Here is a 23748-nt window from a genome sequence, read left to right as displayed (position 1 = left end):
GGCGATGCCCGGCGGACGGCGGCGACTCAGCGGTCGCCGTCGTCCAGCGCGTCCTGCACCGCTTTCGGAAGGCCCGAAGGCTCTGTGCCGTGGTGGTACACGTGCAGGTCGCGCTGCGGGAACGGGATCGACAGGCCACGCTGGCGGAGCTCGCGATGGAGGCCCTCCAGCAGCTCGCTTTTCGCCGCCAGCACGTCGCTGGTGGCCACCCACGCCCGCAGCGTCAGTTGCACGCTGCTCTCGCCGAGCGCGGACACCAGCACGTCGGCGGATGGATCCTTCAGCACGCGCTCGTTGGCGTTCGCCACGTCCAGCAGCGCCGCCCGTGCCGCCGACAGGTCGTCGTCGTAGCCGACGCCCACCACGAGGTCGAGTCGGCGGGTCGGGCGCCCGGTGAAGTTCACGATCGGCGCCGTGGTGATCTGGCTGTTGGGCAGCACGATCACGCGGTTGTCGATGGTGCGCATCTGCGTCTGGAACACGCGGACCTGCTCGATGGTGCCTTCCAGCCCGGCGATCTGGACGTAGTCGCCCGCCTTGAATGGCCGCAGCAGGATCAGCATCACGCCCGACGCGAAATTCGACAGCGAGTCCTTCAATGCCAGCGCGATGGCGAGGCCAGCCGCACCGAGCACCGCCAGCAGGGAGGCGGGGTTCACGCCCGCCTGTGCCAGCGCCGCGATGATCACGACGATCAGCAGGCCGAAGTAGGCGATGTTGCGCAGGAAGCCGACCAGGATCGGATCGGCGTTCGAGCGCTCCAACACGCGGGCGAGGCCGTTGCTGAGCTTGCGCGCGATCCAGACGCCGACGACGAGGATCAGGAGGACCGAGAGCAGCTTCAGGCCCCAGGCCTCAAGCAGCCCCATCCAGTCCGCCTTCTCGAAGCGCGACTGCAGCTTGGCCCAGAGCCCGACCGCTTCCGCGGTCGAGGTCGGCAGGATCGGTGTCACCGCGCTCAGCCCTTCTTGTGCTGGGCGAGGCGCAGCCAGGTGTCGACGACCGTGTCCGGGTTCAGCGACACCGACTCGATGCCCTGGTCCATCAGCCACTCGGCGAGGTCGGGGTGGTCGCTCGGGCCCTGGCCGCAGATGCCGACGTACTTGCCCTTGGCGCGAGCCGCCGAGATCGCCATCGACAGCATCTTCTTGACCGCCGGGTTCCGCTCGTCGAACAGGTTGGCGACGATGCCGGAATCGCGGTCAAGGCCCAGCGTGAGCTGGGTCAGGTCGTTCGAGCCGATCGAGAAGCCGTCGAAGATGTCGAGGAACTCGTCGGCCAGCAGGGCGTTCGAGGGCACTTCGCACATCATGATGACCTTCAGGCCGTCCGGGTTGCCCGATTTGCTGCCCTGCACGAGGCCGTTGGCGGCCAGCGTGTCGATGACAGCCTGGCCTTCCTCGAGCGTGCGCACGAATGGGATCATCACCCACAGGTTCTTCAGGCCCATCTCGTCGCGGACCTTGCGAACGGCGCGGCATTCGAGCGCGAAGCAGTCCTTGAAGTCAGGGTGGATGTAGCGCGAGGCACCGCGGAACCCGATCATCGGGTTCTCCTCGTGCGGCTCGTACGCCGCGCCGGCGATCAGGTTGGCGTACTCGTTCGACTTGAAGTCGGAGAGGCGGACGATGACGGGGTAGGGCGCGAAGGCTGCCGTCAGCGTGGCGATGCCCTCGACGAGGCGCTCGACGTAGAAGCTCACCGGGTCGGCATAGCCGGCGATCAGCGGATCGATCTGCGCGCGGATGTTGGCCGGCTGCTTGTCGTACTCGAGCAGGGCGCGCGGGTGCACGCCGATCTGGCGGGCGATGATGAACTCGAGGCGGGCGAGGCCGATGCCCTGGTGCGGCAGCTGCGCGAAGTCGAAGGCGCGCTCCGGGTTGCCCACGTTCATCATGATCTTCAGCGGCGCGGGCGGCATCTTGTCGAGGTCGGCCACGACCCGCTCGAACGGCAGTTGGCCGGCATAGATGAAGCCGGTGTCGCCCTCGGCGCAACTCACGGTGACCGGCGTGCCGTCCGGAATCACCTTCAACGCATCACCGGTTCCGACCACGGCCGGCACGCCCAGCTCGCGCGCGATGATCGCGGCGTGGCAGGTGCGGCCGCCGCGGTTGGTGACGATGGCGGCGGCGCGCTTCATCACCGGCTCCCAGTCGGGGTCGGTCATGTCGGCGATGAGCACGTCGCCCGGCTGCACCTTGTTCATCTCCGCGACGCTGCGGATCACCCGGGCGATGCCGGTGCCGATCTTCTGGCCGATGGCGCGGCCCTGGGCGATCACTTCGCCGCGCTGCTGCAGGCGGAAGCGTTCGATCTGGGTGGTGCGGGCGCGCGACTTCACCGTTTCCGGGCGGGCCTGGACGATATAGAGCTTGCCGGTGATGCCGTCCTTCGCCCACTCCACGTCCATCGGACGGCCGTAGTGCTTCTCGATGACCAGCGCCTGGCGCGACAGCTCTTCGATGTCGTGGTCGCTGATGGAGAAGCGGCCGCGCAGCTCGGCCGGCGTGTCTTCGGTGCGAACGCGCTCACCCGCCGCCTTCGAATACACCATGCGGATCTGCTTGCTTCCGAGCGTGCGGCGCAGGATGGCCGGGCGACCGGCTTCGAGGTTCGGCTTGTAGGCGTAGAACTCGTCCGGGTTCACCGCGCCCTGCACGACCGTCTCGCCGAGGCCGTAGCTCGAGGTGACGAATACGACGTCGCGGAAGCCCGATTCGGTGTCCAGCGTGAACAGCACGCCCGAGGCGCCGACGTCGGAACGCACCATCAGCTGCACGCCGGCCGACAGGAACACGTCCTCATGCTTGAAGCCGTGGTGCACGCGGTAGGCGATGGCGCGGTCGTTGTAGAGCGAGGCAAAGACTTCCTTCACCTTGTGCACGACGTCGTCGGCGCCGGTGACGTTGAGGAAGGTCTCCTGCTGGCCGGCGAAGCTGGCGTCCGGCAGGTCCTCGGCGGTGGCCGAGGAGCGCACGGCCACCGAGATCTCGGCGGCGCCGGCTTCCTGGCACATGCGCACGTAGGCGTCGCGGATCGCGGCGTCGAGGGCCTTGGGCAGCGGCGCGTCGATGACCCAGCCGCGGATCTCCTTGCCGGCCGCCGCGAGGGCGTCGACGTCCTCGACGTCCAGCGTGCCGAGCTTCGAGTAGATGCGCTCGTGCAGGTGGTTCTCGGCGATGAATTCGCGGAACGCGTCGGCGGTGGTGGCGAAGCCGCCCGGCACCGAGACGCCCAGCTGGGCGAGGTTGCCGATCATTTCGCCGAGCGAGGCATTCTTGCCCCCCACCTGCGGAAGATCGGTCAGACGAAGGGCGTTCAGCCAAAGGACGTGGGCGTTCAAGGCAGCTCCGGCACACCGCGAGGGGAAACGCCTATTTTCCGGGCGCGGCGCCCCGCGGACAAGCTTGACCTTCCTTTCCTGCGATTTCCGGCCGATTTCCACGCAGAATCGAGGGCACACCCCAGCCGAACCGCTGCCCATGGCGACCCGCCCCGTGTATTTCGTGTCCGACGGCACCGGCATCACCGCCGAAACCATCGGCAACAGCCTGCTGACCCAGTTCAGCGGGCAGCCCTTCGAGCGCCAGCGCCTGCCTTTCGTCGACACGCTCGAGAAAGCCCGGCAGGCGGCGATGGCCATCCGCGAGGGCGGCGAGCGCCACGGCAGCCGGCCGATCGTCATCAATACGGTCGTGGACAGCGAGTTGGCCCGCGCCCTGGCGGATAGCGGCGGACTGATCCTCGATGTCTTCGCACCCTTCATGGCGCCGCTGGAGGCGGAGCTGGGCCAGAAGCGGCAGCCGAAAGTGGGCCAGGCGCACGCGCTCATCGACCCCGACGCCTACGAGCGCCGTATGGACGCCACCAATTTCGCGCTGACTCACGACGACGGGACCGACCTAGACTACGACGAGGCGGATGTGCTCCTCGTCGGCGTGTCGCGCTCGGGAAAGACGCCGACCTGCCTGTACCTCGCGCTGCACTACAGCCTGCGCGCGGCGAACTACCCGCTCACGCCCGAGGACCTCGATTCCGACCGCTTGCCGGAGAAGCTGCGCCGCCACCGGCGCAAGCTGTTCGGGCTCACCATCGACCCGCAGCGGCTGCAGAAGATCCGCGAGGAGCGCAAACCCGGCTCGCGCTACGCGACGCTGGAGGTCTGCCGCCGCGAGGTCTCGATCGCCGAGGGTATGTTCAAGCGCGAGCAGATCCCGGTGCTCAGCACGACGCACACGTCGATCGAGGAGATCGCCTCGAAGATCGTCGCGAAGTTCGGTTTCCAGCGCAGCCATTTCTGAGGTTGAAGGCCGGGCAGGGCGCCTCTACATTCCAGCAATGCGCCAGAACCGCAGCGAGCTCCCGTACCCCGCCATCGGCCGCTTCGCGTGGCTGATGGGCCTGTACGGCGAGAACTTCGAGCGCATCGCCCGGATCATCGACCTCAAGCAGGCGCCCGTCGGCCGCCATGTCTCACGGGTGGGCGATGGTCTGGATGTCCATATCGAGCTGTTGGCGCGGCACGCGCACACGGTTGAACTGCGGCTGTCCTACGCGATGACGGACCCCGTCACCGGCGCGCCGGACCCGTCGGCCGTGCTGCGCGCCTACCTCGATTCCCGGCAGGCGGAAGCCACCAATTGCTACGTGGGGCGCCATTGGCAGGATGTGCTCGGCCTGCGCCCCTCGCCGAAGGTGATGATGGGCCACCGGTTGCGCATGAACAGCTTCCTGAGCAAGTGGCTGGGCTACCTGGAAAGCCTCGGCCACGCCCGTTCAACGCTGCTCCGTCAGGCCGAAGATGACGTCGAAGCGAATCAGTCGATGACAGATGCTTGACGCGGCCGATCCTGCTGAATATGATGCGCGCCTCTCCTGAATCGGTGGGGCTATAGCTCAGCTGGGAGAGCGCTACAATGGCATTGTAGAGGTCATCGGTTCGATCCCGATTAGCTCCACCACTTCTTCGTTGAACCCTCTAAACGTCCCCATCGTCTAGAGGCCTAGGACACCTCCCTTTCACGGAGGCGACCGGGGTTCGAATCCCCGTGGGGACGCCAGCTCAGGCTGATTCCAACGGCTCGCAGAAATGCGGGCCGTTTGTCTTTGCGCGCTTTCCGGCGCTCCACGCCGCCGATCTGCCGCGACGTGCCCGGCGAAGAAAAGACGCCCCGGCAAGCCGGGGCGTCTTCTCACGCGATCACCGTGAGCCTGCGTCGATCAGAACGACTGCGAGAAGCGCAATCCGATCGAACGGGGCCGAATGGTGTTGGTGTAGACCTGACCGTTCGGGTATTCCGGCACCACGCCCTGCGCACCGCATACCGTCTCGGCACAGGCGGTGAACTTGGAGACCTCGGCGCGCTCGTCGGCGATGTTGCTGGCGTAAAGGTCCAGCGACCAGTCGTTGCGGCGGTAGCCCATCGAGAAATCGATCGTGGTGTACGCGGCGAGGTTGCCAAGAATCGCGCGTTCGCGGAGGCGGAGGTCCGAAGTGCGCTCGCCGACGCGGGACGCTGCCAGCTGCCAGTAGGCCTCGCCGTCGGCGAGGTCGAAGCTGTAGCGCGCCTGCGCCGTGCCCTTGAACTCGGGCGTCACCGGCAGCTGCGTGCCCTTCGGTGCTTCCGGCGTCGGGCAGTTCGTGACCGGGACGCCGCTGGCGTTGGTGAAGCCGCAGTAGTTCTCGGTCAGCTTGGCGTCGTAGAACGCGACCGCCGCGCTGAGGTTGAGGTTGTAGGTGGCGGCCCAGTTCAGGTCCATCTCGAGACCGTCGATCTGCGCCTGGTTGGCGTTCTTGATCTCGGTGAGGCCGTTGGCGCCGAGGATGCTGAACTGGAAGTCCTCCCAGTCCTGCCGGAACAGCGAGCCGTTGAATGCGAGGCGGTTCTCGAACCACGTGGTCTTCCAGCCGAACTCGATGTTCGTCAGGTAGTCCGACAGGTAGGGCGGCAAGGTGCCGCGGCGGTTGATGCCGCCGGGACGGAAGCCCTCCGACCACGTGAGGTAGAGCATCCGGTCGTCGTCGATCTTCCAGCTCAGGTTGGCCTTGCCGATGTTCCCCGACTCCTTCACGCCCTTGTCGAGGTTGATGCAGGGCGCGCCGTTGAAGTCGGTCTGGTCGAAGCATGCGGCCTCGCCGGTGCGGCTGCTGTAGCCCGCACTGAAGCCGAAGAAGCCCTTCAGCCGGTTGTCCACGCGGAAGTGGCGGCCACCGAGCGTCGCCGTGAGCTGGTCGTTGATGTCGAAGGCGACTTCGCCAAACACCGCCTTGTCGTCGTCCTGGCGGAACTGCTTGGTCAACCACAGCGTGTCGCGCCAGCCGGTGACGGCGAGGGAATCGGCGATGCCGTCGATCTTGTAGCGCTGCTGGATGTCGTGGTCCTGCTGCTGGAAGAAGAAGCCACCGACGAAGCGCAGGCGGTCCTCCTGCGACGAGCTGAAGCGGATCTCGTGGCTGTCGCGCTTGTAGCGGTCCTGCGCCTGGATGTATTGCGACGGGTTCACCAGCGCGCCGTCGTTGTCGTAGAAGTACGCGCCGTAGCCCGCGAGGGTGTCGTACCAGAACGCGTAATCGCTGTAATCGGATTCGGTGTCGACGTCGCGGTCGAGGTTGGCGTAGGCGTAGGTGACGTCGAAGTTGCCGATCTTGCCTTCGATGGTCAGTGCGGCCTGCGTCCAGCGGTCCTCGCCGCCCTCCGGGTTGAAGTGCGTGACGGCGAGGTCACCCACTTGCGGGTCGAAGGCGAAGAAGCCCGGCGATTCCTGGCGCTGGTGCATCACGGTGGGGGTGATGGTCCAGCGGTCGCCGAGCTCGAAGCGCGCCGCGGCACGGAAGCCCTCGGTGTCGAGGCTGTTGTAGTCTTCTCGCGCGAGGTCGAAGTTGTTTTCCGTGCCATTGCCACCGGAGTCGGCATCCCACGACGGGTAGGTGCGCGTGCCGCGCACGTTGTCGATGAAGCCGGCTTCCTTCTCCTTCCACGCGACCACGCGCAGCGCGGCGCTGTCGCCGAGCGGTTGGTTCACGAAGCCCTCCGCCACGTGGCCCGAGCCGCCGCTGGTCGTCTTGTCCACGCCGACCGAATAACCGGCCTCGAAGCCCGCGGTGTCCGGCTTCTTGGTGATGATGCGCAGCGTGCCGGCCTGCGAGCTGGCGCCGTACAGCGTGCCCTGCGGGCCGGACAGCGACTCGATGCGCTCGACGTCGTAGACGTGGATATCGAGCGGGCCCTGGATGGTGGTCACCGGCTGCTCGTCGAGGTACACGCCCACGCTCGGCAGCGAGCCGGAGTGGTTGCCGTCGCCGCCGCTGGCCACGCCGCGCATGTAGATCTTCGCGAAGCCCGGGCCGCCCGTCTCGTAAGAGACCGAGGGCAGGTACTTCACGTAGTCCTCGAAATTGGTGATGTTGAGCTCGTCGAGCTTCTGCGCGTCGAGCACCTGCAAGCTGATCGGCACGTCCTGCAGGTTCTCGCTGCGCTTCTGCGAGGTGACCGTGATCGCATCGAGCGTCGCGGTGCGTTCCGGCTCGGGGGCCTGCGCGAAGGCGGCGGAGCCGAAGGCGAGATAGATCGCGACGGCAAGCCGCCCGCGGTTGGGCAAGGGCCGAGGCCGTTTGGCGCCGGAAGGTTGGATGCGATGACTCATGGTCGACTCCCTGTGGACGTGCATAGCTGACGCGGTGGTGGGTGGCGGCTCAATGGAACGGGGGAACGGCGGGGTAGGTGTCGAGCACCGGACCGAGGGCGGCCTTCAGCGGCTCGAGCCACGGCTCGAAGTGGCGCCAGTGGTCGACGCCCTCCCGGTAGATCGGCTGACGCACCTGCTCGGAACTCGCGGTGCGAACCGGACGGGTGTTCTCGAAGAAGCGCAGGCAGCCGTCCTCGAAAGGCAGGCCGCAGTGATCCAGCAGCCGGCGCACTTCGGCTTCGGTGTCCTCCACCATCGACTCGTAGTGGATGCGATGCACGCGGCCGGGCAGCACGGCGTCGTAATGCGCCATCAGGCGCACGTAGTCGCGGTAGTAGCGGCCGATGTCCTCCAGCGAGTAGGTGAACGCCTGGCCGCGCGCGAAGTGCTGCTTGAAGCCGGAGAAGCAGCAGGCCAGCGGGTGGCGACGGGCGTCGATGATCGTCGCGTTCGGCAGCATCAGGTGGATGAGGCCGATGTGCTGGAAGTTGTTCGGCATCTTGTCGATGAACAGCGGCGCGTCGCTGCGTCGGTGGATGCGCGTGTGCTCGAGGTACTGCTCGCCGAGTTCGCGGAGCCGGTCGGGGCCGAGCGCGGCCAAGGCCTCGTGGTAGGGCTGCGGACGGCCGTCCGGCCCCTTGCCGCGGAGCTCGCGGGTGATGGAGATCACCTCGGGGAGCTCCATGGTGCCCTCCACCTGCGAGTGGCTGGAAAGGATCTGCTCGATCAGCGTCGATCCGGAGCGGGGCAGGCCGACGATGAAGATCGGATCTCGCGCCGCGCTGCCGAAACCCCGGCGCGAGGCAAAGAAGCCTTCGGTGCAGGTGGTTTCGATGCGGGCGACGCGTGCCGTGGTGTCGTCGGCCGAGTAGTGCAGCTGGGCGCGCCGGCGGCGGTTGCCCTCGTCGTAGTTGGCGAAGGCGAGGGCGGGCTCGGCGCGGTCCTCGTGGGCCTTGCCGAGCGCGAAATGCAGCTGCAGGCGGTCGTCCTCGGAGAGGTCGCGCCGGGCGAGCTGCTGCTGCATCGTTGCCACGTCCTCGTCGCTGAAGCGGAAGGTCTTGAGGTTGGCGAGGCTCCACCAGGTCTCGCCGTGGCCGGGCTCGAGGGCGAGGCCGCGGCGGTAGGCCTCGATGGCCCGGGCCGTCTCGCCGTGGGTTTTCAGCGCGTGCCCGAGGCTCAGCCAGAGGCGGGACTGTCCCGGATGCTCGCGGAGGATGCCTTCGTACAGGGCGATCGCCGGGGCGTAATCACCGATGCGGCACAGCACCACGGCCTTGAGGTTGCGGTAGTGCGCGTTGCCGGGTTGGGTGCGGAGCAGGCGTTCGATCTCGGCCAGCGCCTGCTCGGGTTTGTTGCCGCGATGCAGGACCATCGCGTAGTTCTGCCGGGCGGCGTCGAAGCCGGGTTCCAAGGCCAGGCAGCGTTCGAGCAGGGCTTCGGCGTCTTCCTGGCGGCCGAGGCGGGCGGCGAGCTCCGCCATCATCCGCAGCGCGGCGACGTCGTCGGGCGCGATAGCCAGGTGCTCGCGCAGATGGGTCTCGGCGTCGGGCAGGGCATTGGTCTGCAAGGCGCTGGCCGCGGCGATCAATCGCGGGTTGCGTTTGGCGGCGTCGAGCTGTCGGGCGAGTCGGCCCGGCGGCGACGCGGCGACGCCGGCATCGGGCCGGCTGGGGGCCTGCGGTACGCTCGTCGCGTGGGGCTCTGCTGGCATCGCCTGCCGTGCCTTTCATTTTTTCGTCACGGCAATCTAACGGCATGCGAGCATGGCCGTCCACCGGGACCGGGCATGACTGATGGGGGGAGGATGGGGATGGAGTCCAACGCGGTGCTGGCGCGCGCCAGCGCACTGCCGGCCACGTACTACGCGGGCGAAGCGGCGCTTCGCCGTGACCAGCGAGCGGTCATCGCGCGCAGCTGGCAGCTCGTGGCCCATCAGGGCCTGCTGGCCGAGCCTGGCGACCACGTCGTTGAGCAGGTGGGCGACGTGCCGGTGCTCGTGGTGCGTGGCGCGGACGGGGTGCTTCGTGCCTTCCCGAACGTCTGCCGGCACCGCGCGGGGCCGCTGGCCTTCTGCAACGGCAAGGGCGCGCGTGCACTGCACTGCAAGTACCACGGCTGGAGCTATGGGCTCGACGGTCAGCTGAAATCCGCCCCGGAGATGCAGGGCGCGGAGGACTTCGACGTCAAGGCCATCCGCCTGCCGCCGCTTCGGGTGCACGAATGGCAGGGCCTGGTGTTCGTGGCGATCGATCCCGCCACACCGCCGTTCGACGAGGTGTACGCCGGCATCGCCGAACGCATCGCCCCGATCGACCTTTCGGCCATGCGCTTCCTGCGCCGCGAGCAGTACGACATCGCCTGCAACTGGAAGGTGTATGTCGACAACTTCCTCGAGGGCTACCACCTGCCGCACGTCCACCCGGGACTGTCGAAGGTGCTGGACTACCGCGCCTACGACACCGAGCTCGGTGCCTGGCACTCGCTGCAGCATTCGCCGATCCGCGACGGCGGCGCGATGTACGGCGACGGCGACGCTTTCTACTACTTCGTCTATCCGAACGTGATGTTGAACATCATGCCGGGGCGCCTGCAGACCAACCGCATCCTGCCGCTGGGCCCGGACCGCTGCCGCGTGGAGTTCGATTACTACTATCTGGAGGACGAGCAGGCGCAGGCGCGCATTGCCGCCGACCGCGACTTCAGCCACGAGGTGCAGGAGGAGGACATCGGCATCTGCGAGGCGGTGCAGAAGGGCCTCGCCTCCGGCACCTACGAGGCCGGCCGCCTGTGCCCGAAGCGCGAGAGCGGGGTGTGGCACTTCCAGAACCTGCTGCGTGCCGCCTACGCCGCAGCCGGCGAGGACTGAGCCCGGATGCGCGACCCGCGCTACGACGTGTTGTTCACCCCGATGGCCATCGGCCCGGTGGTGGCGAAAAACCGCTTCTTCCAGGTGCCGCACTGCAACGGCATGGGCCACGCGATGCCGCTGGCCCACGCGGCCATGCGCGAGGTGAAGGCGGAAGGCGGCTGGGCGGTAATCAGCACCGAGGAATGCGAGATCCACCCCAGCGGCGACCTCACGCCCTTCGTCGAAGCCCGGCTGTGGGACGACCGCGACATCCCCGCGCTGGCCCTGATGGCGGACAAAGTGCACGCCCACGGCGCGCTGGCGGCCATCGAGCTGACGCACAACGGCCCCACGGCCTCGAACCTGTTCTCGCGCGAAGTGCTGATCGCGCCCTCGCACCAGCCCTCGAAGTACGGCTACCCCACGCAGGCGCGGGCCATGGACAAGGCCGACATCCGCGACTACCGCCGCTGGCACCGCGAGGCCGCGGTGCGGGCGATGCGGGCGGGCATGGACGTGGTCTACGTCTACGCCGCGCACGACCTTTCGTTGGCCATGCATTTCCTGCAGCGGCGCCGCAACCATCGGACGGACGAATACGGCGGCTCGCTCGAGAACCGCGTTCGGCTGCTGCGCGAACTGCTCGAGGACACCCGCGAGGCCGTCGGCCACCGCTGCGGCGTGGCCCTGCGCTTCGCCACCGAGGAGATGCTGGGCCCCGAGGGTGTGGAACTCGCCGAGGCTCGCGACATCGTCGCGATGCTGGCCGAGTTGCCCGACCTCTGGGATGTGAACGTTGCGGCCTGGTACAACGATTCCGTGCCCTCGCGGTTCGCCGGGGAGGGCGCGCAGGAGCCCTTCGTCGATTTCGTGAAGCGCACCACCAGCAAGCCGGTGGTCGGCGTCGGGCGCTTCACTTCGCCGGACACGATGGTCTCGCAGATCCGCCGCGGGATCGTCGATTTCATCGGTGCCGCGCGGCCCTCGATCGCCGACCCCTTCCTGCCGAGGAAGATCGAGGAAGGCCGCCTCGACGACCTCCGCGAATGCATCGGCTGCAACGTGTGCGTCTCCGGCGACAACACCATCTCGCCGATCCGCTGCACGCAGAATCCCAGCATGGGCGAGGAATGGCGCAAGGGCTGGCACCCGGAGCGCATCGCGCCGAAGCACCGCGAGGCGAGGGTGCTCGTCGTCGGCGGCGGCCCGGCCGGCCTCGAAGCGGCGAGAGCGCTGGGCCAGCGCGGTTACGAGGTCAACCTCGCCGAAGCGCGCCGAGAGCTCGGTGGACGGGTGACGCGCGAGGCGCGGCTGCCGGGTTTGGCCGAATGGGCCCGCGTGCGCGATTGGCGGGTCGGGCAGATCCGCAAAATGCCGAACGTGGCCACCTACCTCGATTCCCCGATGACGGCGCAGGACGTGCTGGATTTCGGCGCCGAACACGTGGTGATCGCCACCGGCTGCCATTGGCGCCGTGACGGCTACGGTCGCAGCAATGGTCTGGGCATCGCCGCACTGGGCGGCGCGATCAGCGTGGCCGATCCTGTCGCGGCGAAGCTTGCGGTGTCGGCACATCCGCCGGTGTTTACGCTGGATGACCTCATGGATGGCCGCTGGCCCGAGGGTCGCGTGCTGGTCTTCGATGACGATTACGGTTACTACGCCGGCGTGGCCGCGGAGGCCCTGCGTGCACGCGGCAACCCTGTCGTTCTGGCCACGCCTGACGATGTGGTTGGCGCTTGGGGTGGTCACACCCTCGAGTACCGCCACGTACGAAAGCGACTGGCAGCCCTCGATGTGGCAACCCGGGTGTCGGTCAACCTCGTCGCCGCCGAGTCCGGCCGCGTCACCGTGGAAGACGTCTGGACAGGTCGTCATGAGCACCTCGCCTGCGACGCGGTGCTGCTTGTCACCGCACGTTCACCCGAGGATGCGCTGTACCTGGCGCTGCGCGAGCGCGAGCCCGAATGGCGCGATGCAGGCATCCTGACGGTCGATTGCATCGGCGACGCCCAGTGCCCAGGCATGATCGTTCACGCCGTCTACGCCGGTCACCGGCACGCGCAGGAACTTGGCGCGCCACGCGAAAGCGAGGTGGCCTTCCGCCGGCATTTCCACCACGATCAGGCGTAGGTGTCCACCAGGCCGCCGCTCGTGCCGTTCATCGGGGGCGGTTGCGGAATGGCCTGTAACAGCATCGCGGCGGTGCTGGCTTCGGCATCCATCGCCTTCCGAAGCACGGCATAGCTCACCTGCTGGTTGAGTTGCGCCTGTGAGAGCGCCGTCGCGCTGCGGACGATGGCAGCGGAAATCGGGTCCATGTCGTCATGGTTCCTCTCGGATCGAAGTCTGAATCGGCCGAGCCGGCAGAAACTTGACCGCCGATGCCAAGCCTCGCGGGTTCACGCGCTCGCCTTCACGGCGCAGCGCATGAGCAGGTTGTCCCGACCGGCGCTCAACCCGCGACCCAGGCACCAGGGAGTTGCCCGGGTGCGGCCTGCAGATCGTCGTGGCCGGCGAGGGCGTCCAGGAGCGCATCGACGACCACCCGGACGCGCGGGGCGAGGTATTGCCGGTGGGCGTAGTGCACGGCGATCTCGCGGTCGCCGGGGTCATGCTCGTTGATGAGCAAGGCTTTCAGCCGCCCGCTGCGCAGGCCGGGCATCGCGTGGTGCAGGCCCACCTGGGCGATGCCGCCGTGGGCCAGCGCGAGGTCGAGCGCGGCCTCGGGGTCGGAGAGCCACAGGCGCACACCCCGAGGGCGGAGATCGTGGCTGCGGCCGCCGCGGCGGAACCGCCACGGAATCTCGGCGCCGCCATCGAGGCGTATGCCGATGCACTGATGGCTGGAAAGGGCGTCGGCGGAAGGCGGAGCGCCGTGCCGGTGGAGGTAGGTGGACGACGCCACCAGCACGAGGGGCAAGCGTGCGACACGGCGTGCGACAAGTCCTGAATCTTCGAGGGTTCCGCCGCGCACGCCGATGTCGAAGCCCTCGCCGATCAGGTCGACCTTGCGGTTCTCGAGGCTCAGTTCGATGTCCAGTTGCGGGTGTTGCGCGGCGAGGGACGGCAGGCAGGGCAGCACATAGCGGCGCCCGAACCCCGGCGGCGCGGAGATGCGCACGCGGCCCCGCGGCAGGCTGGCGTCCTGCGCCATCTCGGCCACCGCCTCATCGAGCTGTCGAAGGCCGGGGGCGACCTGCGCGAGGAAGCGTTCGCCTTCCGGAGTCAGGCGCAGCTGGCGCGTCGAACGCTTGAACAGGCGCAGGCCAAGCTCGTCCTCGAGCCGCTGCACGCTCTTGCTGACGGCCGCGGGCGTGAGGTCGAGGCGGCGTGCGGCCGCACTGAACCCGCCGTTCGCCGCGGACTCGACGAAGGCAACCAGTCGCTGGAGCTTGGGGGCGCTCATTTTCAAATTCAGGTTGAAGATGAGTTTCCATTCTATGGCTTTCTGTCTTTTCCCGCGCGGATCAGGATGCCTGCCACCCCAACACCCGCAAGGACATCGTCATGAGCCATCGCATCCTCGTCGCCGGCGCATCCGGCACCATCGGCTCGGCCCTCGTGGCCGAACTCCTCCGCCAAGGCGCCGACGTCACGGCGCTCCGTTCGAAGCCCTCCAGCGAGGCCTCGCCCGTGCCCGTGGTGGTCGGCGACTTCGCCCGTCCGGACACGCTCGCCGAGGCGATGCGTGGTTTCGACACCCTGTTCCTTCTGCTGCCCTTGGCGCCCGACATGCTCGCGTGGGCCGCCAACGCGCTGAAGGCCGCCCGTGACGCGGGCATCCGTCACGTGGTGCGTTCCTCGGGCGCGGGCGCCGACCCGGACAGTCCGATGGCGATCGCCCGTGTGCAGGGTGAGATCGACCGTCTCGTCATGCAGAGCGGGCTGCCGTGGACGATCCTCCGGCCGACCTTCTTCATGCAGAACCACGTGAACTTCAACGCCGGGGCGATCCGCGCCGGCACGCTCTACGCCGCGCACGGCGAAGGCGCGATGGCGGTGGTCGATGTCCGCGACATCGCGGCGGCTGCAGCCGTGGTGTTGGCCGACCCGGCCCCGCACGAAGGACGCACCTACGACCTGACCGGCCCCGAGGCGCTGACGGAGGCGGAGCAGATGGCGCTCATCTCGCAGGAACTCGGTCGTCCCGTGCAGTACGTCGACGTGCCTCTGGACACCGCCCGCGATGCGATGGCGACGTCAGGCATGCCGCCCGCCGTCGTCGACTGGCTGACCAGCCTGAACGCGATCGTGCGCAACGGCTGGGGCGCGGGCCTCGCCGACGGCGTGCAGACCCTGACCGGACGTCCGCCCCTGCGGTTCGCCGACTTCGTCCGCGGGCACGCCCACGTCTGGCGCTGACGCCAAGGAAGATCGCGCGCCCGCAGTGGGGTGGCCCCGGCCGGCCGGGGCACGCCTTCCGTCAGCCCGTCGGGTCCGAGCGCCCCGAAGCCACGCCCGCCGTCGGTGGGGACGAAAGGATCGGCGGCACGTCGACGTCGACGTCGATGGCCGGCGGCAGCAGCTTGTACATCAAGGGCGTGACCACGCGGGAAAGCACCGTCGAGCTCACCAGGCCGCCGATCAGCACGATGGCGAGGGGGGCGTAGAGTGCCGATCCGCTCACGGCCAAGGGGAGCAGGCCGCCGATGGCCGTGACCGAGGTGAGCACCACCGGCAGGAAGCGCTGTTCGCCGGCCTTGGCGATCGCAGCATCAAGCGCCATGCCGCCGCGGCGCAGTTCGTTGGTGAAGTCCACCAGCAGGATGCTGTTCTTGGTCTCGATGCCGACGAGGGCGACGAAGCCGATGATCGCCATGTAGCTGAGCGGATAGCCGGCGACGAACAGCGCGACCAGGGCACCCAGGATGCCGAAGGGCACGACGCCGAGGACGATCAGCGTGCTGCGGAAGCTGCCGAACTCCAGCACGAGCACGGCGAGGATGCCAAAGGTGGCGATGATGATCGCGGTGCCGAGTCCCCCGAGGCTGCTGGCGGCGGCTTCCGCTTCGCCCCCTGCCTCGATGCGGTAGCCCGATGGCCAGTCCTTCGCACCAAGGGCGTCGTAGACGGCCGCCGAGACATCGCCCGACACGAAGCCCTGCCGCACATGGGCCGTGACCGTCACCATGCGCTCGCGGTCGAGGCGTTGGATCTCGCTCGGGCCACTCACGAGCCGCGGTTCGGCCAACTGGCGGAAAGGGATGGCCGCACCCGTGCTGCGGCTGGTGAAGTACAGATCGTCCAACACCTCCGGCGTGGGGTGGGGGCCGCTCGGCAGGCGCAGTTGCACGGCGTAGTCATCGCCGCGTTCGTCGCGGAAGCGCGCGCTCTCGACCCCTGACGTGGCGAGGCGCGTCATGCGGTCGAGGTCGAGGCTGGGCACGCCGAACAGCCCCGCTTCCAGGGTGTCGAAACCGAGGTCGAGGTCGATCCGTGGCAGGCGCAAGGGATTATCGACGTCGCGGACCCCGGGCACGGCCACCAGTGCCGTCTCGACCTCGCGGGCCAATGCGGACAGCGTCGCGAGGTCGGGGCCCACCACGCGTACGGCGATGGGAGCCTCGATCGGTGGGCCGTTCTGGAACTGCGAGACGGTGATCCGTGCGTCGGGGTAGGACGCAAGGCGATGGCGGAGGTCTTCGAGCAGGGCCTCGGAGCGGGCACCGTCCCAGCGCTCGAGCGAGACGAAGACTTCGCCGACGGTGGTCTTCGTTTCCTCGGGAAACTCGTTGTAGTAGATCAGCGGGTTGCCGCGGCCGAGGTTCGCCATGCGATGGACCACGCCCGGCGTCTCGGCCAGCACGTCGTCGACGAAGCGCAAGGCGCGATCGGTCGAGCCCAGCGAGGCGCCTTCCGCGGCGTCGATCTTGACGAGGAACTGCGGCTTGTCGGCGGCCGGGAACAGCGAGAACCCGAGGAAGGGCACCAGTGCCAGCGACGCGACGAACAGCGCGGTGCAGAGCAGCAGCGCACGCCGCGGGGCAGCCAAGGCCTGCACCAGCACCGGGGCGTACACGCGGTGGATGGCCGACTTCAGGCCGCGCAGCAGCGCGTTGCCGTCGCCGTGCGATTCGCGCGGCAGGAAACGGCTGGCAAGGAAGGGCACGACCGTGAACGCCACCAGCAGCGAGGCGGCCACGGTCATCACCACGGCCAGCGGCAGGCCCCGCGTGAACTTGCCCGCCCCCTCGGGCAGGTTGAGCAGGGGAAGGAAGGCGAGGATCAGCACGGCCGTGGTGCCAAGCACGGCCAGCGCGATCTGCCGCGTGCCCTCGATCGCGGCGCGCACGCGGTCGGCTCCTTCGCGCAGGTGGCGGGCGATGTTCTCGACCACGACGATGGCGTCGTCGACCAGCAGGCCGAGCGCCACCACGAAACCCGCGATCGATATCTGGTTCAGCGAGAAGCCGAGGAACCACAGCGCGGCCACGCCCATGGCCAGCGACAGCGGGATGGCGACCATGACGATGCCGGCCGCGCGGAACCCGAGGGGGAGCAGGGTGATCGAGACGAGTGCCAGCGCGATGCCGAAATCGAGGCCAAGGCGGTTCAGGCGATGGGCGACGTTGTCGGCCTGCTCGAAGCCGACCTCGAGCCGGACGCCCGGGGGCAGGGTGGCGCGGAAGTCGGCGATACGCCGGTCGAGCCCGTCCTGGACGTCGAAGATGCTGAAGCCGTCCTTCATGTTCGCGGTGACGAAGGCCGCCCGCTCGCCGTTGTAGCGCGCCAGATGCGTCGGTTCTTCAGTGGCCCAACGCACCTCGGCGATGTCGCGCAGCAGGACAGGGCGGCCGTTGCGGGTCGCGACCACGGTGTTCGCGACGGCCTCGACGCTGGCGTAGTCGCCGGTGCCCTTGAGGTTGTAGCGGCGCTGGCCGACGTCGACCGCGCCACCGGGGACGCTCGCGCCTTCGCCGGCCACCGCCGCATCGACGGTCGCCACGTCGATGCCGAGCGCGGCCATGCGGGGCAGATCGAGCGTGGCGCGCACCTCCGGCGCGGGGAAACCCCAGGATTCCGCGCGACGGATGCCGGGCACGCCTTCCAGCGATTCCTCGAGATCGTCGGCCAACTGCTTGAGGCGGCGGCCATCGACGGCCGGCGCGACCAGCGCGACCTGCAGGATGTTCACGAGGCCGGGGTTGGCCTTGCGGAACGTGATCTCCCGCACGCCGGCCGGCAGGGTGCCGCGCAGGGCGTTCACCTCGCGGACCACCTCGTCGTACTTGTCGTCCGGCGTCACCGTCCACTCGAACTCGACCTGGATCACGCCCAGCCCGCTTTCGCTGGTCGAACGGATTTCCTTGACGTCCTCCAGTTCAGCGAGGGCGTCCTCGATGGGATCGATCGCGAGGCGCTCGACGTCCACCGGGTCGGCGCCGGGATAGGCCACGATCACGGTGGTGAGCGGAATCGGGAAGGTCGGGTCCTCCTGACGGGGGATGGACGCCATCGCGAAGGCGCCCAGTGCCACGAGCAAGAGCAGGGCGACGCTGGTGAACTGCCAGCGCTGGACGGCGAAGGACCAGGGACTCACGGCGCACCTTCGCCGGCAAGCGCGACCGGTGTGCCCTCAGCGAGGTAGGCAGCCCCTTCAACGACCACCGCATCGTCCGCGCCAAGGCCGTCGAGCACGCGGACGTGCTCGGACCCGACGTCGCCGAGCAGGAGATCGAGCGGCACCGCTCGCCCCTCACGAACGACGAAGACGCGCCCACGCCCCTTCTCGACGGCGACAAGCGCCGAGGTCGGCACGGCCAATCCGGCATCCGAGGTGGCCTCGATCCTCGCGCTGGCAACGAGGCCGCTGCGCAGGGCCCTGGCGTCCACACCGTCCGGTGCCGTCAGGGCAAGGTCCACGACGATGCCGCCGCTGGCCGCGTCCGCCTCGCCGCCGATCCGCGCCACGGTGGCCGGCCAAGGGAGGCCGCCGATCGCGTCGATGCGGATGCTCGCTTGATCGCCAATGCGGAGGCGGAGGCCGTCGCGGTCCGCGACCGTCGCCCGCAGTCGCCATCCTGCATCACCGCCGCTCACCACGAGGACGGGCGCACCCGCGCCGACCACTTCGCCGGGCTCGACCAGCCGCTGCCGCACCACGCCGTCCGCCGGGGCGACGATCCGCGCGTTCCGGGCGGCGAACGTCGCGCTTCGCACTTGGGCCTCGGCCACGATGAGTCGGGTGGTGGCATCGTCGAGAACCTGGCGGGGCAGCAGTTGTTTCTGCACCAGCTCGGCGGCGCGCTCCCGGTCGCGGCGGGCTTGGGCTTGCTGCTCCTGCGCCTGTTGGAGGACGGCATCGACGGCCGTCGGGGTCTGCGTCGCGAGCACCTGGCCGCGTCGGACGCGGTCGCCGATGTCCACGTCGATGCGATCGATCACGCCGCCGGAAAGGAAGCCCAGCGTCGATTCCTCGGCACGTTCGAGGCGGCCGATCGCCGGCACCGGGAGCGACGTTGAAGCGGGCCGCGGCGCCTGCACCACGACCGTGACCGGAGCCGACGCCTCGGCGCGACGGTCTGCATCGGCGGAGCAGCCTGCCATGACAAGGGCGGCCACGATCCACGGGGCGAATCGATGGGGCAGGGCACGCTGGCGCATAAAGTATCCCGTGTACACAATGTGGATAGTGTACACTACGGTTTCGCGCTATCGTCAAGCCATGTCGACACTCGTCCGGAAACCCCGAAACGCCTATCACCACGGCAACCTCCGCGAGGCCATCCTGCAGGTCGCCCGCAAGGCGCTGGACCAGGGCGCCTATGAATCCTTGAGCCTCCGGGAACTGGCAAAGCGGGCCGGGGTGACGGCCAACGCGCCCTATCGGCACTTTGCCTCGAAGGACGAGATCCTCGCGGAGGTCGCGGCCGGTGGCTTCGTCCAGATGACGAGGCGCTTCGACGCCTATCACGAGCCCGATGCCAAGGAACGCCTGATCCGGCTCTGCGACCTCTACACCGGCTTCGCGGTGGAGTACCCACATCTCTACCGGGTGATGTTCGGCATCGAGAAACCCGCGCTCATGGAGCACCCGCCCCTGCACGAGGCGGCGATGGCCTGTTTCGGTTCCCTTGTCGCAGCCACGGCCGCGGCCTCGGCCCCGGCGACCCTCGACGAAATCGACCTGCTCAAGCGCGCCAACGCGATCTGGACCGTGGTCCACGGCTGGTCGCGCCTTGCCATCGACGGCATGACCGACTTCCAACCCCCGGGCGCCTTCGCGCCGGCCGCGGACATCGTCGCGCCGGTCGTGCGAGCTTGGTGACGCCAAGGCGCGCAGGCCTCGATCCGCCCTTCAGTGCGCCCGTCGCACGCACTTCGCGAGGTTCGCTCCTCGGATGTCGTCGCCCTGCGGGCCGAAGCCCTCCGTCCAGACGCCCGGCGTCGCGGTCTTCGGGTCGCTGCGCTGGGCGCCGGCGCCATGCACGTCCATCCAGACGCGTCGCCCCGAACCGGGTGGCGATTCGACCTTGCCGAGGGCCGGCCCCGCGGCGATGTAGATGGCCAGCTCGCCCCGCGCATGGAAGGGCGCCGTCTCCGCCGCCGGGGGCGGGCTCTCGAGATGGGTGGTCGATGTCCACAGGTAAGCCGCCGTATCGGACAGGTCGAACACCGGATCCAGTGCCGGCACACGCGTGGTGTCGATGATCGAGTGCAGTTCCTTCGCCGTGGGCAGGCGCCAGTCGTCGTAGCCACCAAGCACGAGCCGGTCGCAGATCTCGAGGGCCTTGGCCCACGAGACGGCCGTGCCGCTGTCGCCGCGCTGCCACGCCAGTCCGGTAGCGCGGTCCTCGACCATCTCGCCGTGGGCATGAAAATCATTGGCCCCGTACGCCGGCCCACGGACGAGGCGCAGCGCCAGGCGATGCGGCGTCAGCATCCGGTTCGCGGGGTCCATCACCGGGTAGCCCTTGATCCGGCCATCGGCGAAGTTCACGCCGAACACCGTCTCGTCGCGGCCCATCGTCCGGCCCACGTAGCGGGTCGAGGTCCATTCCTGCACGTCGATCGGCCTTCGTCCACGAGCGGCATCGCCCAGGCCAGTGCCGGCGCCGTAAGCGAAGGTGAAGGCCCGGGTGTCGATGTACGGTCGTGACGTGACGGGGTTGCCGGTGAATCCACCACGGAAGTCGATCAGCGAGTAGAGCTCACGCACGGTCGGCACCCGCCAGTCGTCGTGTCCGCCCAATCGGCTCGCCTTTGCCATCGCGGCCGCATCCGCGAAGGCCACGTCCTCGATCGGCGCCTTCGCCCACATCAGGCCCGTGACCGCGTCGGACACGGTGCCGTCGCCATGGTCGACGTAAGACGCCGCAACACCGCCAGACGCGGCATCTTGGCCGGCCAGCGCCTGCCCCGGTACGGGGCAGGGGATGGTTCGCCCGTCGATGTCATAGCAGCGGTCCTGCTGCGTGCCGACGATGGAATAGCCCGGGGCGGCCGAGGCGATGGACACGATCACCGACGCCAGGAAGGCGGCGAGCGGGCGAAGGGCTTGCTTGGGCATGGCGGTCTCCGGCGGCGGACTTCCCGCACAACGTGGCTCATTTCAGGGCTTGGTGACCGGCGCAGGATTCGGGGCAGGCGGCGCCGGCAGGTCGGCCAGGGGCGGACCGAAACGGTACACGTCGGCACCGACGGCGTAGGCGAGCGGTCCGTCCGGCGTGTGCAGTACGCGGATCTTGTTGACCACGCGGCCGAGGTCCACCGGCGTCCAGGTGGCGCCACCGTCGCGGGTCTCGAAGCCGCCCTTGTTGGTGCCAACCCAGCCATGCTCGGCGTCGAGGAAGCCCACACCGAAGGCGCGTACACCGGCATCGTCCACGAGGGACACCTCGGTCCACGTGCGACCGCCGTCGGTGGTCTTGGCGACGTAGCGCTGCGACGTTGCCGGGTCGGGGTCGTAGGACTGGATCGTCGCGTAGCCGACCTCGGGCGTCGGGAAAGCGACTTTCCAGGTGATCTCGAAGCCGCGCATCGAACGGTACACCGGCGTCCACGTCGCCCCGCCGTCCTCGGTGCTCAGGATGAGCGCGTTCGCCTTCTCGATGGCCGCATCCGTCGCAGCGAACACCAGCCCGCGCTGGGCGTCGAAGAACTTCACGTCAACGATCATCCCGGCCTGAGCAGATAGATCGATCATCGACCACGTGGCACCGCCGTCGAGGCTGCGAAGCAGGTGGGCCGGGCCGCCGACGCGGCCGCCCACATGAACGACGGCGCGATGGCCCAACTCGCCGGCGTTGACGAAAGGCTCATGCACGATGTCGATGGCGCAGACACCGCGCATCGCCAGCACCACCGGGTCGTCGATCGACGTCCATGTGCGCCCGCCGTCCGAGGTTCGATAGAGCGGGCGTGTGTCGGTGACGCCGGGGAAGTAGTCCGTGCCGATGTTCCCGGCAAAGCCGTTCTGCTTGTCGATCATGCCCAGTGCGCGGAAATAGGTGCCCGGCGTGTCGTGCACCTTCTCCCAGTGACGACCGCCGTCGCTCGTGCGGAAGATGCGACCCAGGCCGTTCGCGTAGAGGCCGTTCTCGGCGTCGACGAAGACGATGTCGTCCTGTTTGCCGCGATACGCCTCGGTCGGTAGTGCTTGCCAGCGTGCGTCCACGCGGATCGGCGAGGTCGCCGCAGGCGTTGCCTTGTCATTGGATGCAAGGGCGGGCAGGGCGGGGGCGAACAGGGCGAGGGCGAGGACCAGCGGGGCGAGGCGCATCCGGAACGTTCCTTGGCGATCAGGCGTCCATCCTGCTCACCCGGGCCCCGCGGCGCCCGTGCCTGATGCCCGTGTGACTTCCGGGACAGGCAGGGCGTTCGTGGATCTGCCGCCATGATGTCCCGTGTCTCTTCCGCCGCCTTGCTCCTTGTCGCCCTGTCCACCTGCTTCCCGTCCCCGGGGTCCTCGGCGGGGAGGTGCTGATCCGGCTGTAGGGTATTCCCGTCGACAACCCCGACCTCGCGCTGCGACTACGGCACCGCGCCGCCATGCACCCGGAGGCCTTGGCCGTGTTCCTGCACGAGTACCTCATCGGCTACCCGGTGTTCGTCGACGCCCATGACGACGGCGATCCGCTGCCGCGCACCCTGCGCGCCTAGGGCTGGCGCAGCACGCCCAGCGTGACGCTGATCGACCGATAGGGTCGGGAGGCTTCTCGCCGAGTCTCCGGCTCACCCTTGAAGCGATGGCCCATCCTCGCCGAAAGTGGCGGCGTTGTTCGGGCGTTCCCTGAGGAGGTGGCATGCCATCGATCAAGCTACCTGCGGGCTCCGTTCACTACACCGAGCATGGGCAGGGTGTGCCGCTTGTTTTGCTCCACGCCAACCCCGGCGACAGCAAAGATTTTGAGGCCGTTGTTCCCGCACTCTCAAAAACCTACCGCGTTCTCGCACTTGACTGGCCGGGGTACGGTCAATCGGCTCTTCCACAACAGCCCGAAACGGTCGGGGTGTTGTTCTTCTACCAAGTCCTGCGTGAGTTCTTGGCAGCGTTGGCATTGCCGCCCGCTTGCTTCATTGGAAACTCCCTTGGCGGCAATGCCGCTGCGCGTCTCGCCGCAGAGTCACACGAACTTGTCCGCGGTCTGGTGCTGGTTGCTCCGGGGGGATTCACAACCCCGGGTCTGGTTTCGCGCAACTTCTGCAAGCTGCAGGGCAGCCGGTTTTCTCTTCCGCCCCGTTGTTTTGCAAGTCTGTATCTCAAACACCGCACGGCCACGACACGGGCCATGCTGGAGCGCGCGTCGACAACACAGGCCGAAGCACCACAGATCATCCTCAATCGTGCCGTCTGGCGTGGCTTCGCCACGCCGGACAACGACCTTCGAACCGTTGCGCCGAAGATCAAGGCGCCTACATTGCTGCTCTTCGGCAAACGCGATCCCGTGATTCCAGCCGGAAGAGACGGAAGGGTGGCAGCGCGGTGCATGCCTTCAGCGCAGTTCAAAGCTCTGCCATGTGGCCACGCTTCATTTGCAGAGGTGCCAGAACTGTTTCTGGAAGAAGTACAGCCATTCTTGGCGGCATGTAGCGCCTGACAATTCAAGCAAGCCGACTCCGCATTGGGGGCTGTCTGAATTTTTGTGTGTGAGGCGGTTTTCCGAATGTGTCCTCGTTCCGCTCAGCGCGGCGCGAGGGTGAAGCGGTCTTCGTACAGTATCGCGAACTGGTTCATCGCTGATTTCCATTCCCTGCTTGCTCTGCTC

General features: G+C 68.2%; 17 protein-coding genes and 2 tRNA genes. 9 read left to right on the top strand and 10 right to left on the bottom strand.

What is annotated here, in order from left to right; all coding sequences use genetic code 11:
- Nucleotides 1–26: 26 nt before the first annotated feature.
- Together O9255_RS07580 and ppsA are read right to left on the bottom strand one after the other, a co-directional pair.
- A complete protein-coding gene (locus tag O9255_RS07580; protein ID WP_297866249.1) occupies nucleotides 27–953 on the bottom strand; it encodes a mechanosensitive ion channel domain-containing protein in 927 nt (308 codons plus the stop codon).
- A 5-nt stretch (nucleotides 954–958) separates the two neighbouring features.
- A complete protein-coding gene (gene ppsA / locus O9255_RS07575) occupies nucleotides 959–3346 on the bottom strand; it encodes a phosphoenolpyruvate synthase (RefSeq protein WP_297866248.1) in 2388 nt (795 codons plus the stop codon).
- Between the two features lie 139 nt (nucleotides 3347–3485).
- On the opposite strand from ppsA, the gene O9255_RS07570 reads away from it, so the two are divergent.
- The 4 genes from O9255_RS07570 (at nucleotide 3486) to O9255_RS07555 (ending at nucleotide 5063) form a co-directional block, all read left to right on the top strand.
- Nucleotides 3486–4304 (top strand): pyruvate, water dikinase regulatory protein, encoded by an 819-nt coding sequence (locus O9255_RS07570; RefSeq protein ID WP_297866247.1) that lies wholly within the window; start codon nucleotides 3486–3488, stop codon nucleotides 4302–4304.
- Between the two features lie 37 nt (nucleotides 4305–4341).
- Nucleotides 4342–4842, top strand: a complete 501-nt coding sequence (locus O9255_RS07565; protein ID WP_297866246.1) for a DUF1249 domain-containing protein — start codon at nucleotides 4342–4344, stop codon at nucleotides 4840–4842.
- Between the two features lie 46 nt (nucleotides 4843–4888).
- Nucleotides 4889–4964 (top strand) — tRNA-Ala (locus O9255_RS07560).
- A 23-nt stretch (nucleotides 4965–4987) separates the two neighbouring features.
- Nucleotides 4988–5063 (top strand) — tRNA-Glu (locus O9255_RS07555).
- 160 nt (nucleotides 5064–5223) lie between these two features.
- On the opposite strand, the gene O9255_RS07550 is transcribed toward O9255_RS07555, so the two are convergent.
- Together O9255_RS07550 and O9255_RS07545 are read right to left on the bottom strand one after the other, a co-directional pair.
- Nucleotides 5224–7647, bottom strand: a complete 2424-nt coding sequence (locus O9255_RS07550) for a TonB-dependent receptor (protein ID WP_297866245.1) — start codon at nucleotides 7645–7647, stop codon at nucleotides 5224–5226.
- Between the two features lie 49 nt (nucleotides 7648–7696).
- On the bottom strand, nucleotides 7697–9400 hold the full coding sequence (locus O9255_RS07545) for a tetratricopeptide repeat-containing sulfotransferase family protein (RefSeq protein WP_297866244.1): 1704 nt from the start codon (nucleotides 9398–9400) through the stop codon (nucleotides 7697–7699).
- A gap of 99 nt (nucleotides 9401–9499) precedes the next feature.
- Between O9255_RS07545 and O9255_RS07540 the strand changes: the two genes are divergently transcribed.
- Nucleotides 9500–10555, top strand: a complete 1056-nt coding sequence (locus O9255_RS07540) for an aromatic ring-hydroxylating dioxygenase subunit alpha (RefSeq protein ID WP_297866243.1) — start codon at nucleotides 9500–9502, stop codon at nucleotides 10553–10555.
- A gap of 6 nt (nucleotides 10556–10561) precedes the next feature.
- Entirely contained in the window at nucleotides 10562–12670 is a 2109-nt protein-coding gene (locus O9255_RS07535; RefSeq protein ID WP_297866242.1) for an FAD-dependent oxidoreductase, read from the top strand.
- Here the strand turns inward: O9255_RS07535 and O9255_RS07530 are convergent.
- Both O9255_RS07530 and O9255_RS07525 read right to left on the bottom strand, forming a co-directional pair.
- Nucleotides 12661–12858: a YjfB family protein gene (locus tag O9255_RS07530; RefSeq protein WP_297866241.1), complete on the bottom strand. Its 198-nt coding sequence runs from the start codon at nucleotides 12856–12858 to the stop codon at nucleotides 12661–12663. The two genes, O9255_RS07535 and O9255_RS07530, sit on opposite strands and share 10 nt — an antisense overlap.
- A gap of 134 nt (nucleotides 12859–12992) precedes the next feature.
- Nucleotides 12993–13946: a LysR family transcriptional regulator gene (locus tag O9255_RS07525; RefSeq protein WP_297866240.1), complete on the bottom strand. Its 954-nt coding sequence runs from the start codon at nucleotides 13944–13946 to the stop codon at nucleotides 12993–12995.
- 101 nt (nucleotides 13947–14047) lie between these two features.
- Here O9255_RS07525 and O9255_RS07520 point away from each other — a divergent pair, with 101 nt between their 5' ends.
- Nucleotides 14048–14902 (top strand): NAD(P)H-binding protein, encoded by an 855-nt coding sequence (locus tag O9255_RS07520; RefSeq protein WP_297866239.1) that lies wholly within the window; start codon nucleotides 14048–14050, stop codon nucleotides 14900–14902.
- Nucleotides 14903–14963: 61 nt separating this feature from the next.
- Here the strand turns inward: O9255_RS07520 and O9255_RS07515 are convergent, their stop codons facing one another.
- Together O9255_RS07515 and O9255_RS07510 are read right to left on the bottom strand one after the other, a co-directional pair.
- Nucleotides 14964–18080 carry an efflux RND transporter permease subunit gene (locus O9255_RS07515; protein WP_297866238.1) on the bottom strand — a complete coding sequence of 1039 codons (3117 nt, stop codon included), beginning with the start codon at nucleotides 18078–18080 and terminating at the stop codon, nucleotides 14964–14966.
- Nucleotides 18077–19144 carry an efflux RND transporter periplasmic adaptor subunit gene (locus O9255_RS07510; RefSeq protein WP_297866237.1) on the bottom strand — a complete coding sequence of 356 codons (1068 nt, stop codon included), beginning with the start codon at nucleotides 19142–19144 and terminating at the stop codon, nucleotides 18077–18079. The genes O9255_RS07515 and O9255_RS07510 overlap by 4 nt, the downstream gene beginning before the upstream one ends.
- Before the next feature lie 61 nt (nucleotides 19145–19205).
- On the opposite strand from O9255_RS07510, the gene O9255_RS07505 reads away from it, so the two are divergent.
- Nucleotides 19206–19808 carry a TetR/AcrR family transcriptional regulator gene (locus tag O9255_RS07505; protein WP_297866236.1) on the top strand — a complete coding sequence of 201 codons (603 nt, stop codon included), beginning with the start codon at nucleotides 19206–19208 and terminating at the stop codon, nucleotides 19806–19808.
- Between the two features lie 30 nt (nucleotides 19809–19838).
- Here O9255_RS07505 and O9255_RS07500 read toward each other — a convergent pair whose 3' ends face one another.
- Both O9255_RS07500 and O9255_RS07495 read right to left on the bottom strand, forming a co-directional pair.
- Nucleotides 19839–21050, bottom strand: coding sequence for a DUF1566 domain-containing protein (locus tag O9255_RS07500; RefSeq protein ID WP_297866235.1), 1212 nt, complete (start codon nucleotides 21048–21050; stop codon nucleotides 19839–19841).
- Nucleotides 21051–21092: 42 nt separating this feature from the next.
- Nucleotides 21093–22262, bottom strand: a complete 1170-nt coding sequence (locus O9255_RS07495) for a hypothetical protein (RefSeq protein ID WP_297866234.1) — start codon at nucleotides 22260–22262, stop codon at nucleotides 21093–21095.
- 523 nt (nucleotides 22263–22785) lie between these two features.
- Between O9255_RS07495 and O9255_RS07490 the strand changes: the two genes are divergently transcribed.
- Nucleotides 22786–23580, top strand: coding sequence for an alpha/beta hydrolase (locus O9255_RS07490; RefSeq protein ID WP_297866233.1), 795 nt, complete (start codon nucleotides 22786–22788; stop codon nucleotides 23578–23580).
- Nucleotides 23581–23748 lie beyond the last annotated feature (168 nt).

The sequence above is a fragment of the Silanimonas sp. genome (assembly GCF_027530345.1).
Lineage (GTDB): Bacteria > Pseudomonadota > Gammaproteobacteria > Xanthomonadales > Xanthomonadaceae > Silanimonas.
This window is presented reverse-complemented; position numbering and strand designations above follow the sequence as displayed.